The 13,473-nt window shown below is 64.9% G+C and carries 18 protein-coding genes; 4 read left to right on the top strand and 14 right to left on the bottom strand.

The genetic code is table 11. From position 1 onward, the window contains the following. From cyoE to F624_RS0109370, 4 genes are read right to left on the bottom strand one after another with little or no spacing between them, the layout of a single operon-like run. Complete coding sequence (cyoE, locus tag F624_RS0109355; protein WP_019574032.1) at window positions 1-897, bottom strand: heme o synthase; 897 nt, start codon at window positions 895-897, stop codon at window positions 1-3. Beyond that, complete coding sequence (locus F624_RS0109360; RefSeq protein ID WP_031254587.1) at window positions 894-2,066, bottom strand: COX15/CtaA family protein; 1,173 nt, start codon at window positions 2,064-2,066, stop codon at window positions 894-896. The genes cyoE and F624_RS0109360 overlap by 4 nt, the downstream gene beginning before the upstream one ends. 4 nt (window positions 2,067-2,070) lie before the next feature. Beyond that, on the bottom strand, window positions 2,071-2,814 hold the full coding sequence (locus F624_RS0109365) for a hypothetical protein (protein ID WP_031254588.1): 744 nt from the start codon (window positions 2,812-2,814) through the stop codon (window positions 2,071-2,073). Continuing rightward, complete coding sequence (locus F624_RS0109370; RefSeq protein ID WP_019574035.1) at window positions 2,771-3,541, bottom strand: SURF1 family protein; 771 nt, start codon at window positions 3,539-3,541, stop codon at window positions 2,771-2,773. The genes F624_RS0109365 and F624_RS0109370 overlap by 44 nt, the downstream gene beginning before the upstream one ends. 15 nt (window positions 3,542-3,556) lie before the next feature. Between F624_RS0109370 and F624_RS0109375 the strand changes: the two genes are divergently transcribed. After that, window positions 3,557-3,775 carry a twin transmembrane helix small protein gene (locus tag F624_RS0109375; protein WP_019574036.1) on the top strand — a complete coding sequence of 73 codons (219 nt, stop codon included), beginning with the start codon at window positions 3,557-3,559 and terminating at the stop codon, window positions 3,773-3,775. Between the two features lie 134 nt (window positions 3,776-3,909). Here the strand turns inward: F624_RS0109375 and F624_RS0109380 are convergent, their stop codons facing one another. The 8 genes from F624_RS0109380 to F624_RS0109415 form a co-directional block, all read right to left on the bottom strand. Beyond that, on the bottom strand, window positions 3,910-4,791 hold the full coding sequence (locus tag F624_RS0109380) for a cytochrome c oxidase subunit 3 (RefSeq protein WP_031254591.1): 882 nt from the start codon (window positions 4,789-4,791) through the stop codon (window positions 3,910-3,912). 55 nt (window positions 4,792-4,846) lie between these two features. Then, complete coding sequence (locus tag F624_RS0109385) at window positions 4,847-5,068, bottom strand: DUF2970 domain-containing protein (protein WP_019574038.1); 222 nt, start codon at window positions 5,066-5,068, stop codon at window positions 4,847-4,849. Continuing rightward, entirely contained in the window at window positions 5,065-5,700 is a 636-nt protein-coding gene (locus tag F624_RS0109390; RefSeq protein WP_019574039.1) for a cytochrome c oxidase assembly protein, read from the bottom strand. The genes F624_RS0109385 and F624_RS0109390 overlap by 4 nt, the downstream gene beginning before the upstream one ends. 10 nt (window positions 5,701-5,710) lie before the next feature. Further along, on the bottom strand, window positions 5,711-5,821 hold the full coding sequence (locus F624_RS35520; RefSeq protein ID WP_019574040.1) for a cytochrome oxidase small assembly protein: 111 nt from the start codon (window positions 5,819-5,821) through the stop codon (window positions 5,711-5,713). Window positions 5,822-5,847: 26 nt separating this feature from the next. Continuing rightward, window positions 5,848-7,467, bottom strand: a complete 1,620-nt coding sequence (gene ctaD / locus F624_RS0109400) for a cytochrome c oxidase subunit I (protein WP_019574041.1) — start codon at window positions 7,465-7,467, stop codon at window positions 5,848-5,850. 38 nt (window positions 7,468-7,505) lie between these two features. Next, window positions 7,506-8,675: a cytochrome c oxidase subunit II gene (coxB, locus tag F624_RS0109405; RefSeq protein ID WP_019574042.1), complete on the bottom strand. Its 1,170-nt coding sequence runs from the start codon at window positions 8,673-8,675 to the stop codon at window positions 7,506-7,508. 67 nt (window positions 8,676-8,742) lie between these two features. Next, a complete protein-coding gene (locus F624_RS0109410; protein ID WP_019574043.1) occupies window positions 8,743-9,219 on the bottom strand; it encodes a DUF2244 domain-containing protein in 477 nt (158 codons plus the stop codon). 93 nt (window positions 9,220-9,312) lie between these two features. After that, window positions 9,313-10,227, bottom strand: coding sequence for a methyltransferase domain-containing protein (locus F624_RS0109415; protein ID WP_019574044.1), 915 nt, complete (start codon window positions 10,225-10,227; stop codon window positions 9,313-9,315). 66 nt (window positions 10,228-10,293) lie between these two features. Here F624_RS0109415 and F624_RS0109420 point away from each other — a divergent pair, with 66 nt between their 5' ends. Beyond that, window positions 10,294-10,974, top strand: a complete 681-nt coding sequence (locus F624_RS0109420) for a ComF family protein (RefSeq protein WP_245573600.1) — start codon at window positions 10,294-10,296, stop codon at window positions 10,972-10,974. A 47-nt stretch (window positions 10,975-11,021) separates the two neighbouring features. Continuing rightward, window positions 11,022-11,513, top strand: a complete 492-nt coding sequence (gene trmL / locus F624_RS0109425) for a tRNA (uridine(34)/cytosine(34)/5-carboxymethylaminomethyluridine(34)-2'-O)-methyltransferase TrmL (RefSeq protein ID WP_031254595.1) — start codon at window positions 11,022-11,024, stop codon at window positions 11,511-11,513. Window positions 11,514-11,529: 16 nt separating this feature from the next. On the opposite strand, the gene F624_RS0109430 is transcribed toward trmL, so the two are convergent. After that, a complete protein-coding gene (locus F624_RS0109430; RefSeq protein ID WP_019574047.1) occupies window positions 11,530-11,985 on the bottom strand; it encodes a MaoC family dehydratase in 456 nt (151 codons plus the stop codon). Between the two features lie 65 nt (window positions 11,986-12,050). Further along, complete coding sequence (locus F624_RS0109435) at window positions 12,051-12,680, bottom strand: ParA family protein (RefSeq protein WP_031254597.1); 630 nt, start codon at window positions 12,678-12,680, stop codon at window positions 12,051-12,053. 100 nt (window positions 12,681-12,780) lie between these two features. On the opposite strand from F624_RS0109435, the gene F624_RS0109440 reads away from it, so the two are divergent. Next, a complete protein-coding gene (locus F624_RS0109440) occupies window positions 12,781-13,422 on the top strand; it encodes a trimeric intracellular cation channel family protein (protein ID WP_019574049.1) in 642 nt (213 codons plus the stop codon). The last annotated feature ends 51 nt before the right edge of the window (window positions 13,423-13,473 follow it).

The raw sequence follows: 13,473 nt of genomic DNA on the forward strand, positions 1-13,473 counted from the left end.
TCAGAACAGGTAGTGGTCGATCAACAGGGCTGCAAACAGCAGGCTCAGGTGGATCAGCGAAAAACGGAAGGTGCGGCGCGCCAGATCATCCGAATAGGAGCGCCACAGGCGGAAGGCATAGGCGATGAAGCCGCCACTGAGCAGCACGGCCGCGACCAGGTAGAACCAGGAACTCATGCCGTAGACAAAAGGCATCAGACAACCCGCAAACAGCACAAAGGTGTACAGCAGCACCTGCAGGCGGGTGAACTCATTGCCATGGGTGACGGGCAGCATGGGCAGGCCGGCCTTGCGGTAGTCCTCGACCCGGTAGAGGGCCAGGGCCCAGAAGTGGGGCGGCGTCCAGAGGAAGATGATCAGGAACAGGATCAGCGCCTCGGGGCTCACATCGCCCGTCATGGCGGCCCAGCCGAGCACCGGGGGCATGGCGCCCGAGGCCCCGCCGATGACGATGTTCTGCGGCGTCAACGGCTTCAGGATCACGGTGTAGACCACCGCATAGCCCACAAACGTGGCAAAGGTCAGCCACATGGTGATCGGGTTGACCCACACATACAGCACCACCGAGCCGGCCGTGCACAGCAGGGCCGAGAACACCAGCGACTGGCGGTCGCTCAACTCCCCCTTGGCGGTGGGGCGCCAGGCGGTGCGCTTCATCTTGGCGTCGATGCCTTTTTCAACCAGGCAATTGAAAGCCGCCGCCGCGCCCGCCACCAGCCAGATGCCCAGCGAGGCCACCGCGGCCAGGCCCACATCCGACAGACTGGGCACACCCGGCACGGCCAGGACCATGCCGATCAAGGCACAGAACACGATCAGTTGAACCACCCGGGGTTTGGTCAGCGCATAGAACTGCCGCGCCAGGGAGGGGTAGGAAACAGAAGGGGCGACACTCATGCAGACAGTCTCGATGCGCTCAGGGATACAGAAGAGGAATAGGCACCACGGGGGCTGCTGAGGGTCAGCACCCGCGTCAACACCAGGGCCAGGGCGGCGGCACCGCCGGTGTGGGCCACGGCAGCCACCAACGGCCAGCCCAGCACCACGTTGCTCAAACCCGTCAGGGCCTGCAACAGCAACAGCGCGGCCAACCAGCGTGCCTGCCCCCGCAAGGCGGGAACCTGCCACAGACGCCAGCTCAGTGCACCCAGGCAGAGCAGCACCACGCCCGCGGCCAGCCGGTGGGCAACATGGATCGCCGTGAGGGCCGCAAAGGTGAGTTGCTCGCCATTGGCCAACTGCCCCAGCGGGCGCCATAGTTCAAAGCCGCCCGTCCAGTCCATCTCGGGCCACCATTGGCCCTGGCACTGGGGGAAACTGCTGCAGGCCAGCACCGCGTAATTGGTGCTGACCCAGCCGCCCAACAGCACCTGGGCCGTCAGCAGCAGGGCCGCAGCCGCTGTGAGCAGGTACAGACCTGACGACACCGACACGGGCCGCAGAGTGCCTTCGGCCAGGCCGTTGCGCGCCACCTGCACGGCCAGCAGCACCAACAAGATCAGACCACCCGCCAGGTGCAGGGTGACGATGGCCGGGAACAGCTTCATGGTCACGGTCAGGGCCCCGAAAGCGCCTTGCAGACAGACCCAGAGCAGGGTCAGCACAGGCCAACCCAGACCCGGGCCACGCCGCCCCTGGCGGCGCATCTCGCGCCGGCGGCGCCAGGCCAGGGCCAACTGGACCACGATCAAGGCGCCCACGCCAGTGGCGAGGTAGCGGTGCACCATCTCCACCCAGGCCTTGCCGTGGGTGACGGGGCCGGTAGGCATGGCCTGCTGGGCCTGGGCAATCGGCGCCTGCGCCCCCAGGGGGCTGGCGTGCCCATAGCAGCCCGGCCAATCGGGGCAGCCCAGGCCTGAATCGGTGAGGCGGGTGAAGGCGCCAAACAAGACCAGATCGAAGGTGAGAAACAGGGTGACCAGGGTCAGGGCCTGCAAACGCCCCTGCGGGTTGCTGCCGCGGTGGCGCAGCCACCACCACAGCAAGGGGCCGGACGCGACCAGCGCGCCCATCAGCATCACCTGCAGCAGGGGCGACAGGTCGTAAGCGGGCTGAAGCGTGTTCATGGTCTCAGCGCCCTGCCTCATCCCAGCCGGCCGAGGCGCGCATCAGGCGCTCCAGATCACGCTTGGCCTTGCCGGCACCGGCCAGGTCGAGCCGGGCCGGGAACCGCATCATCCAGTGGCCCATCGGGTCGACCAGGTACAGGTGGTCGGCCAGGGCCTGGCCGGCCGCGGGGCTGAGCCAAGCGTTCAGGCCCTCGGGGGGCACGCGCAACACGGTGGCCTGGCCCAAGGCGGGCAACAGCGCCGGGCGCACCGGGGCCTGGTCAGGCACCAGCCAGACCCAGTCCAGCCGGTCCTTGTCCTTGCCCAGGCTTTCGCGCAACTGGCGCTGCAGGTACAGGTGCTTTTCGCAGGCCTCGTCACAGGCACCGCCCGCCACGCTGATCAACAGCCACTGCCCCTTGAGCGATGGCAGAGCCACCGGCTGAGCATCGAGGGCCTGAGCCGTGAAGGCGGGCAGCTCACGCTGGGGCTCGATCAACTCGCCATAGCTCTTGTGGGCGCTGGGGCGGATCACGTAGTAAGTGAGGTAGGAGGCCAGCACGGGCGCCGCACAGACCAGCAGCACGGCCAGCATCTTCAGGCGGCCCAGGCGCGTGCGCGCACCGTCGGTGCCCACCATCTGCTCGGGCGTGGGCATCGAATGCACCGTCATGCCCAGCGGCGAGTCGGGCAGGTGCTGCAGGTGCGACTGAGGCGGCAGATCAGGACGAGCGGGATTTGCGTCGGACAATTTGAAACCAGACATAAAGAGTGGCCATCAGCGCGCTGAGGCCGAACCATTGGAATGCATAACCGTAATGTTTCTCGGTGCCGGCACCGGGTTCAAACCAGTCGCGCTGCAAGCCGTCCGAACTGGCATCGATCTGAACCATGGAGCCCGCCTGCAAGCGCAGCCCGATCTCTTCGCTGAAAGCATTCAGGTCGAGATTTTGCCGGATGCGGGAAGACCCCTCGGTGGCAGCGGCCGTCCCCAGCTCCAGCAGGCGGGCCGGGGGGGGCGCCACACGCCCCAGCAGGCTGACCTCGCCCGAAGGCGTTTGCACCTCGGGGACGCGGGCCCGGTCCTGGAAGTTGCGCGGCACCCAGCCCCGCTGAACCAGCACCACGCCGGCCTTGCCAGGCAAGGCCAGGGGCGTCACCACAAAAAAGCCGGGGTGTCCGTTCATCTGGCGGTTGTCGAGGTAGAGGGTGTGCTGCGCCAGCCACTGACCGCGCAGCATCACGCGACGGTAGTTCAGGTCTTGCCCGGCACGACTGGCCTGCAGCCAGTCCTGCCAGCTCAGGGGTGCCAAGGCCGCCTGGCTCACCATGGCCTGGTGCAGCTGTTCTTTTTCTGCGGCGCGGCCCAGTTGCCAGCGGCCCAGGGCCAGCGTCAGCAGCACGCCCAACAGCGCCGCGGCCGTGATCAGGACGAAGCGCTTGTCGAGCTGGGTTTTGCCGAAACTGTGGGGCCACGCGCCGGAACGCTTCACGGGATAATCGCCTTCATGAAATACCTCGTCATTCTGGCTTTTGCCGCCATTTTGCTCAGCCTGGGAACGGCCTTGTTCTTCATGCTCAAAGGCAAGCGCCAGCCGGGCGAGAAACCGAACATGGCACGGGCGCTGGCGTTTCGCGTCGGCTTTTCCGTGCTGCTGTTCGCATGCATTCTGATCAGTTGGAAACTGGGCTGGATTCAGCCGACCGGCATCCCTGCCGGCCGTTGAGCATCATAGGCGCAGCGCGCCCTGCGCCTGGCCGGGCCAGCCCGGTCACCCCCCCCAGCACGTGCCCGGTGCTCATTGCCCAAACGGCGACAAAAAAGCGCCTTGCGGCGCTTCTTTGTCAGCTTGACGGCTTGTCACATCCAGTAGACCAGCACATACAGGCCCAGCCAGACCACGTCCACAAAGTGCCAGTACCAGGCAGCGCCCTCAAAGCCGAAGTGGCGCTCGGGCGTGAAGTGGCCTTTTTGCAGGCGCAGGGTGATGAAGAACAGCATCAAGGCACCCACGAACACGTGGAAACCGTGGAAACCGGTCAGCATGTAGAAGGTGGAGCCGTAGACGCCCGAGCTGAGCTTGAGGTTCATCTCGCTGTAGGCGTGCATGTATTCATAGCCCTGAACGAACAGGAAGACCACGCCCAGCAGCACGGTGGCCCACATGAACAGAATCGTCTTGCTGCGCTGGCCGGCCTGCATGGCGTGGTGAGCGATGGTCAGCGTGACACCCGAGGTGAGCAGCAGCGCGGTGTTGATCGTGGGCAGCCAGAACGGGGTCATGGTCTGGAAGGCATCGATGGTGCCGGCCGGCGACGCAGTGGCCCCGGGCACGGTGCCCGGCCAGGCGGCCTGGAAACCGGGCCACAGCAGAGCGTTCTCGAGGTTGCCCAGCGCCGGCACCGAGTGGGCGCGCGCCCACCACAGGGCCGAGAAGAAAGCGCCGAACAGCATCACCTCGGAGAAGATGAACCAGGTCATGCTCCAGCGGTAGGACAGGTCGATCTTGTGACCGTACTGGCCGCCCTCGCTCTCGGCAATGGCGTCACGGAACCACTGATACAGCACCACAAACCACCACAACAAGCCAAAGGCCAGAGAGTATTGACCCCAATCGCCGCCATTGATCCAGTTGGACGCGCCAAGGATCACAAAGAACAGGCCGATCGCCCCCAGCACGGGATGCCGTGACTCGTGAGGAACGAAGTAATAAGGGGCTCCACCATGCGTTGTCGAACTCATTTTTGCTCCTGTCTCTCTCTAACTCTGATTGAATTTCTGGAACAAGCCATGTCGGTCACTGAACCACCCAGTGCACCAGGGCAATCAAGCCCAGCACAAACAGGACAGCCCCAGCCAGACCGACGGCAAGGATGTGGAAGATGTTGAGCTTGGCGGTGTCTTCCTGGTAGTCGCTGTTCTTGCGAATGCCCACGAAAGACCACGCCACCGCCTTGACGGTGCGCAGCCAGGACCCTTTGCGTTGCCGCGGTGACGGTGTACCGAGGGGCTGGTTCATGACCCGGCCCCCACAGCAGGAACAGCCGCTACAGGCATCAAAGAAACCTGGGCCGCCTGGCCCTCGGGTGCCGGCGGCGTCTTGCCCCCCACCTCGAAGAAGGTGTAGGACAAGGTGATGGTGTTCACGTCCTTGGACAGCTTGGGATCGATCACGAAAGCCACCGGCCACTGCTTCTTTTCACCGGGCTCCAGGGTGTACTGGTTGAAGCAGAAACACTCCACCTTGTTGAAGTAGGGTGCCGCCTGCCGCGGTGCATAGCTGGGGATGGCCTGGGCCGACATGCGGCGGTCCTGTACGTTCTGAAACTCGTACATGACCGTGGTCAACTCACCCGGGTGAACCTGCAGCGAACTCTGGGCCGGCTTGAACTGCCAGGGCCCGCGCGAGTTGGCATCGAACTCGACCGTGATGGTGCGGCTGGTATCGATCTGGGTATTGGCCGGCAGCTTGACGTTGCGCCCGGTGGGCCCGCCACCCGGCACCTCGCGCTCGACCAGGGCCAGGATGTTGATGCCCGTGGCCTCGCAGATGGCCTTGTACATGGGCACCAGGGCATAGCCGAAGGCGAACATGCCTGCCACCACGACGGCCAGCTTGCCAACCATGCGGGTGTTTTCAAGGCGGCTCATGCGAGTCCGTTCAGTGCGAGAGCAAGACCATCTTGGCCATGAACCCGATGAAGAACACCGCGGCCACAGAGGCCAGGATCAGGCCCAGGCGCAGGTTGCTCTTCTTTTGTTCGGGGGTCATGGTGCGGATCAGGTCAATGGATGGGCTCAACCGATCACGCGCGATGCGGTGGCATCGAGCTTGGGCGGGTTCTCAAAGGTGTGGAAAGGTGCCGGCGAGGGCACTTCCCACTCCAGGCCTTCTGCGGCTTCCCAGGGTTTTTGCGAGGCCTTGTCGCCCTTGCCCATCATCACCGGCAGCACGATGAACACAAAGAAGTACACCTGGGCCAGACCGAAGGCAAAGGCACCGACCGAGGCCACGGCATTGAAGTCGGCGAACTGCATCGGGTAGTCGGCGTAGCGACGGGGCATGCCGGCCAAGCCCAGGAAGTGCATCGGGAAGAAGGTGACGTTGAACGCGATCAGCGACCACCAGAAGTGGATCTTGCCGCGGGTTTCGTTGTACATGAAGCCGGTCCACTTGGGCGACCAGTAGTAAAAGCCTGCAAACAGCGCGAACAGCGAACCGGCCACCAGCACGTAGTGGAAGTGGGCCACCACGTAGTAGGTGTCTTGCAGCTGGATGTCGATCGGCGCCATGGCCAGCATCAGGCCCGTGAAACCGCCCATGGTGAACACGAAGATGAAGCCCACCGAGAACAGCATCGGGGTTTCGAAGGTCATCGAACCCTGCCACATCGTCGCGATCCAGTTGAAGATCTTCACAGCGGTGGGCACGGCGATCAGCATGGTGGCGTACATGAAGAACAGCTGGCCGGTCACCGGCATGCCGGTGGTGAACATGTGGTGGGCCCACACGATGAAGGACAGGATGGCAATCGACGAGGTGGCATACACCATCGAGGCGTAGCCGAACAGCTTCTTGCGGGCGAAGGCCGGCACGATCTGGCTGATGATGCCGAAGGCCGGCAAGATCATGATGTACACCTCGGGGTGGCCGAAGAACCAGAAGATGTGCTGGTACATCACCGGGTCACCACCACCAGCGGGGTTGAAGAAGCTGGTGCCGAAGTGGCGGTCGGTCAGGGTCATGGTGATGGCGCCGGCCAGCACGGGCATCACGGCGATCAGCAGGTAGGCGGTGATCAGCCAGGTCCAGGCGAACATCGGCATCTTCATCAGGGTCATGCCGGGGGCGCGCATGTTCAGCACCGTCACGATGATGTTGATCGAGCCCATGATCGACGACGCACCCAGGATGTGCATGGCAAAGATGCCGGCGTCCATCGAGGGGCCCATCTGCAGGGTGAGCGGGGCGTACAGCGTCCAGCCGGCAGCAGGCGCACCGCCGGGCATGAAGAACGAGCCGGCCAGCATCAAGGCGGCCGGGATCATCAGCCAGAAGCTGAAGTTGTTCATGCGGGCAAAGGCCATGTCGGAGGCGCCGATCTGCAACGGCAGCATCCAGTTGGCGAAGCCCACGAAGGCCGGCATGATCGCGCCGAACACCATGATCAGACCGTGCATGGTGGTGAGCTGGTTGAACAGCTCGGGGTTCATCAACTGCAAGCCGGGCTGGAACAGCTCAGCGCGGATGCCCAGGGCCAGCACACCGCCGATCATCAGCATGGTGAAGCTGAACAGCAGGTACAGCGTGCCGATGTCCTTGTGGTTGGTCGCAAAAACCCAGCGCCGCCAGCCGGCCGGGGCGCCATGGCTGTGATCGTCGTGCGCATGATCGTGGTGGTCGAGAACTGCACTCATGATGTTTCCTTGTCTTAATCTGGAGGGGCGACGTCGGATTACTTGCCGCGCAGTGCGAGCACTTCAGCAGGCTGCACCAGCTGACCCGTCTTGTTGGACCAATTGTTCTTGGTGTAGGTCACCACAGCGGCGATGTCGGTGTCCGACAGCTGCTTCCAGGAAGGCATGGCACCGTTGTTCTGGCCATTCAGAAGGACTGCGATCTGGCGTGCGTGGTCGGCATCCAGCACCACGGCCGCGCCGTCCAGCGGCTTGATCGGGCCTGCACCCTTGCCGTTGGGCTGGTGGCAGGCCGCGCAATTGGAGGCATAGACCTTTTCGCCCCGCTTGAGGATGTCGTCCAGCGCCCAGACCTTGCTCGGGTCATCGGCCTTGGCCGCGGCCTTTTTCTTTTCAGCCTCCACCCACTGGGAGTACTCGGCGGCGGCCAGCACCTTCACATGGATGGGCATGTAGGCGTGCTCCTTGCCGCACAGTTCGGCGCACTGGCCGTAGTAGTCGCCGGCCTTCTCGGCACGGAACCAGGTGTCGCGCACGAAACCAGGAATGGCATCTTGCTTGATGCCGAAGGCGGGCACCATGAAGGCGTGGATCACGTCGTTGGCCGTGGTAATGATGCGCACCTTCTTGCCGACCGGCACCACCAGCGGGTTGTCGACCTTGAGCAGGTAGTTGTCGGGGATGTCACCCTTGGCGCCGTTGTTGGACATGGCGCGCTGCGTGGCGTCCAGGGTGGAGATGTAGGACAGGCCTTCGCCTTCGCCCTTGAGGTAGTCGTAACCCCATTTCCACTGGTAGCCGGTGGCCTTGATGGTCAGGTCGGCATTGGAGGTGTCTTTCATGGCCACCACCACCTTGGTGGCGGGCAGGGCCATGCCGATCACGATCAGGAAGGGAACGATGGTCCAGATGATTTCCACCGTGGTCGACTCGTGGAAGGTGGCGGGCTTGTAGCCGACCGATTTGCGGTGCTTCCAGATCGAATAGAACATCACGCTGAACACGGCCACGAAGATGACCACGCAGATGATCAACATCATCCAGTGCAGGAAATGCTGCTCTTCAGCGATCCGGGTCACGGGGGGCGCCAGATTGAGCTGTCGAACGGCCGGGCCGCCGGGCAGGTCATTGACCGCATGAGCGGCGGTGCCGATCAGGGCGCCAGCGGTCAGCAGCAGCGAAGCCAACTTGTTGGAAATGCTCTTCATCGTGTTCACTTCTTCATTGCCTCTATGTAATTGACGCCACCGTGCCAGCGAACCGCGGCGCCGAAGGTCACAAGGTTCGCAAAGCCCTTCGAATCTCACTGGCCAGCACCGGACGCAATTCGGGGCGCACAAAGCGCCCCACTTCGACCGTCCGCCCCTGGCCGGACACCTCAATCAGGGAAAGGTGCCCCCCCTTGGGCTCCACCCTCACCCAGTCGGACTGGAACTCCGTCCGAACCAGGCGCCCTGCCTGCTCCAACTCCACCAGCAAACGCCCCTCTTTGAGAAGGATGCGCTCGCCGTCGGTGGCATGACGTGCGAACACCATGAACGCTACACCAACCACCAGCAGTTCGATGCCCGTGAAAACCATCACCAGCTTCGCTCCCAGGTGCCAGCACAGCCCTGCAATCACCGTCGATACCAGACAGATCGAGCCGTAGAACCAGGCCAGTTGCGCCGGTGTCACCGAGCAATTGCGGCGCAGTCGCCAGTCGACCTCCCCACCCGAGGTGCAAGCAAAACGAAATGCCAGATCTGACATGCGTCAAGCCCCCGATGAAACGGTTGCACGGGAAAATGCCCTGAGAAAACCCGGGCCAAGTTTACCCGAGAGACCAGCGGGGTTTGATAATTCTCAAACAGGCGGCAAATTCTTTTTGCCCTGGCGCAACACTGTCTTCATTTGCTCCAATGAGACCGCACTTTCGGGCGCCAATCGGATGCGGGGCGCCGGCTTGAAAGCATGGCCGTAGATGATTTCAAAGGTCAGGCTCAGGCGGCCCGGCGCGGGCTCGGTGAGGGCCGCATGGGTCTGCAAGCGGCGCTTCAATTCGGCCAGCCAGCCTCGGCCACGAACGGCCGGAAAACGCCCCGGGTTCAGGTTGCGCCCCAGCTCGCGCAACTCCTGCAACAGTCGCTCAGGTGACTCATAACTGAGCACGATGCGCTCCATGTCCATGACCGGTTCGGCAAATCCGGCCTCGACCAGCATGTCGCCCCAGTCGTGCATGTCGGTGAATGCCGGCCCGGGCTCCGGCCAGCCCGCATCGGCGTACAGGGCGCGCAGCTCTTTCAAGGTGTCGGGGCCGAGACAGGAGAACATCAGAAAGCCCCCCACCTCCAGCGACTCATGCCAGGCATCCATCAAGGCCCGGGGTTGGTCACTGAGGTGCAGGGCCATGTTGGACCAGACCATCTGCACCCCACCCGGCGCCGGCAAGCCCAGATGCGACGCCGGCCCCACCCAGCGGGCCGGCTGCCACCAGGCGGGCTCATGCCGTTGTCGGGCCTGGGCCAGGTCGACGGCGAAGGGTTCGTGCACGTGGCAGGTGGCCTTGGGGTAGCGCGCCAGCAGGCGCTGGTGCGCCTCCAGCCCGCCACGGGCAGGCGCCCAGTCCAGCCAGGCCTTGGGCTGCAGCACGATCCACTGCAGGCGCTCTTCCATCCGCCGGGCCACCTCCTCATGCAACCAGGGCGAGGCCTGGCTGGCGACACGTCCCCAGCGTTGCACGGCTGAGGGGGCGATGGTGGGGGGTGACGGGTGGTTCATGCGGGCTCTCGACAATGCGCCCGCGAGTATATTGAGTCCATGCTTGGGCGGCTTTTCGAGGCGGTGATGACCCGCATTCCCAGTCAGTGCGCGGTGTGCCGGGCCTGGCCTGCACAACGGGTGTGCGAAGAATGCGTGCGGCGCTTTGCGCGACCAGTGCCGCGCTGCCGCCGCTGCGCCATCCACGTGCTGTCGGGCCAGCCCATTTGCGGGCCCTGCCTGCTGCACCCGCCCACCCTGTCCAGCTGCCACGCGGCGCTGGACTATGCCTTTCCGTGGTCGGCCTGCATCGCCGATTTCAAGTTCCATGACGACCCCTCCTGGGCAGGTATGCTGGGCCAGTTGATGATGCAGGCCCCCGGCGTGGCCGATGCGGTGCAGCAGGCCGATTGGGTGCTCCCCATTCCGCTGTCCCGCCACCGGCTGCGCGAGCGCGGCTACAACCAGGCGGCCTTGTTGGCGCAGCAGTTGACTCGGGATCGGCTGCAGCCCGATCTGCTCTGGCGGCTGCAGGACACCCCGGCACAGGCCAGCCTCACGCGCGCCCAGCGCCTGCGCAACCTGCGCCACAGCTTTGCGCTCAACCCAGGCCAGACGCCCCTGCTGAAAGACCGCCGCGTGCTGCTGATCGACGATGTGATGACCACCGGTGCCACGCTGCACAGCGCGGCCCGGGTGCTGCGGCAGGCCGGCGGGGCCCGTGAGGTGCATGCCTGCGTGCTGGCCCGCACGCCCGCGCCGTGCTGAAGGCCCCGACCTCCGCCACAGCGCACCGGGGGCGCGACAATGGCGGCATGTTTCACATTGTTCTTGTCGAACCCGAAATCCCGCCCAACACGGGCAACGTCATCCGGCTGGCGGCCAACACAGGCTGCACCCTGCACCTGATCGAGCCGCTGGGCTTTTCGATGGAAGACCGCTACATGCGACGCGCCGGGCTGGATTACCACGAGTACGCCGAGCTGCGCCGGCATGCCAGCTGGGAGGCTTTTCTGGCCCAGGAGCAACCCGCCCGGGACCGCATGTTTGCCCTGACCACACGCGGCTCACGCCCGGCCTTCGAGCTGAGCTTTCAACCGGGCGACTGGCTGGTGTTCGGCGCCGAGACCCGTGGCCTGGCCCCGGAGTTGCGCGAGCAGTTTCCGCTGGCGCAGCGCCTGCGTCTGCCGATGCGGCCTGATCAACGCAGCCTGAATCTGTCGAATGCGGTGGCTGTGACCGTGTTCGAGGCCTGGCGGCAAAACGGCTTCGGGGGTGCCCAGGCGGCGCCCAGCGCATCCGCCTGAGCGCAGCCCCGAGGGATCAGGGGTACTGGCGCGCCAGCGACTCGGCCACGCACACCGGCTTGCTGCCGCCTTCGCGTTCGACCGTCACCTCCCAGGCAAACTGGTAGCCCTGGTTGTCGATGGGCGAGGCCTCCAGCAGGCGCAGCCGGGCCCGCAGGCGGCTGCCCACCGGCACGGGTGCCGGGAAGCGAACCTTGTTGAGCCCGTAGTTGACGCCCATGCGGGCCTCGGTCACGGCCAGCGTCTCGCCAAAGAAGCGGGGCAGCAAGGACAGGGTCAGAAAACCGTGGGCAATCGGGCCACCGAAGGGCCCCTGCTTGGCGCGCTCGACATCGATGTGAATCCACTGATGGTCGCCTGTGGCTTCTGCAAACTGATTGACCTGCTCCTGGGTGATGGTCACCCAATCGCTGATGGCTACTTCCTGGCCTACGCAAGCGGCCAGGTCGGAAAGGGTCTGGAAGGTTTTCATGCGAGCACTTTAGCGGCGGCCCGGGACCGCCCTTGTCGGCCAGGCGACAACCCACCGCAGAGGGGTCAAGCCTCGCGGTTCAACCATTCGCACAGGGTCTGCCACTGGTCCAGGTCCTTGGCCACACGGCCGGGCGCCACATCAAACACGCCCAGCCCATTGGCGGCCAGGTGGATGTAGTTCTGGGTGTCGCGCAGGGTGGCCAGCACGGGCAGGCCCAGGCGGTCCACGAACTCATGCAGGCGCTCGGCGGCAATGGTGCGTTCATCCACCCGCATGCCCACGATGCCGATCTCCACCCGTTGCGCCCGCTTCATGTCGGCCAGTTGGTTCAGGAAATCCTGCGTGGCGTACATGTCGAAAATGCTGGGCTGCAAGGGCACGATCACCTTGTCGGCCAGGCGGATGACCTCTTTGAGGCGCCCGCCATGCAGGCCGGCCGGCGTGTCGAGCACCGCATGCTGCACGCCCTTCGGGGGGCGGGAGAGTTCCTTGTCCTCATCTTTGACATCCCAAACCGAGATCGAAGCGGCCGTGGGCGGCCTGAGGCTGAGCCACAGGCGTGACGACTGCTGGCGATCAATGTCCCCCAGGGCCACCGACTGGCCCCGGCTGGCCAGGAAAGCAGCCACCTGGGTGCTGAGAGTGGACTTGCCCACTCCTCCTTTGGGATTGGCGACGACAACCACCGTCATTTCGGTCTCCAAGTCTTGGGTATGCGGCGCATGTTAGCCGCTGGCGATGACAGCGGCCAGCCCCAGCCACCCCTGATGGGCCGGTGCACAATGCCCGGCCATGAACACCGTCTCATTTTGGGAGCCCTGGCTGCGGCATGTGCTGGAGCTGGCGGCCACCTTGGCCTTTGCCCTGTCCGGCGTGCTGGAGGGCGCCCGCAAGAAGCTCGACCCGGTGGGGGTGTGCGTGGTGGCCTTTCTGGCCGCATTCGGCGGCGGCACGCTGCGCGACCTGCTGCTGGACCAGCGCCCGTTCTTCTGGGTGCGGCACGTGGGCTATGTGTGGGGCATCCTGGGCCTGAGCCTGGCGGCACTGCTGCTGTTGCGGCAACGCCATTTCGAGCCCACCGAGCGGGCCATCCAGTGGCCCGACGCCATCGGCCTGGGGCTGTTCACCAGCGTGGGGGTGGACATGGCCAACGACCTGGGCATGCCGGGGCTGGTCTCGGTGATGATGGGCGTGATCACGGGCGTCTTCGGCGGGGTGCTGCGCGACATCGTGTGCAACGAGATCCCCAAGGCCTTTCATGACCACCGCCCCTACGCGGTGTGCGCCTTTGCCGGCGGCTGGCTTTACCTGGGGCTGGTGCAGGCCCAGGTGCCTGAGTCACCGGCCCTGATGCTGTGCGCGCTTTGCACGGCCGGCTTCAGGGGCCTGGCGCTTTGGCGCGACTGGCAGTTGCCGGGCTGGCGGCGGCTCTGAGCCTGCTGGCCCACCCCCGCGCCACCCCGCCCCGAAATGACCTGAGCGCGC

The organism is Curvibacter lanceolatus ATCC 14669 (genome assembly GCF_000381265.1).
GTDB classification, from domain to species: Bacteria; Pseudomonadota; Gammaproteobacteria; order Burkholderiales; family Burkholderiaceae_C; genus Curvibacter; species Curvibacter lanceolatus.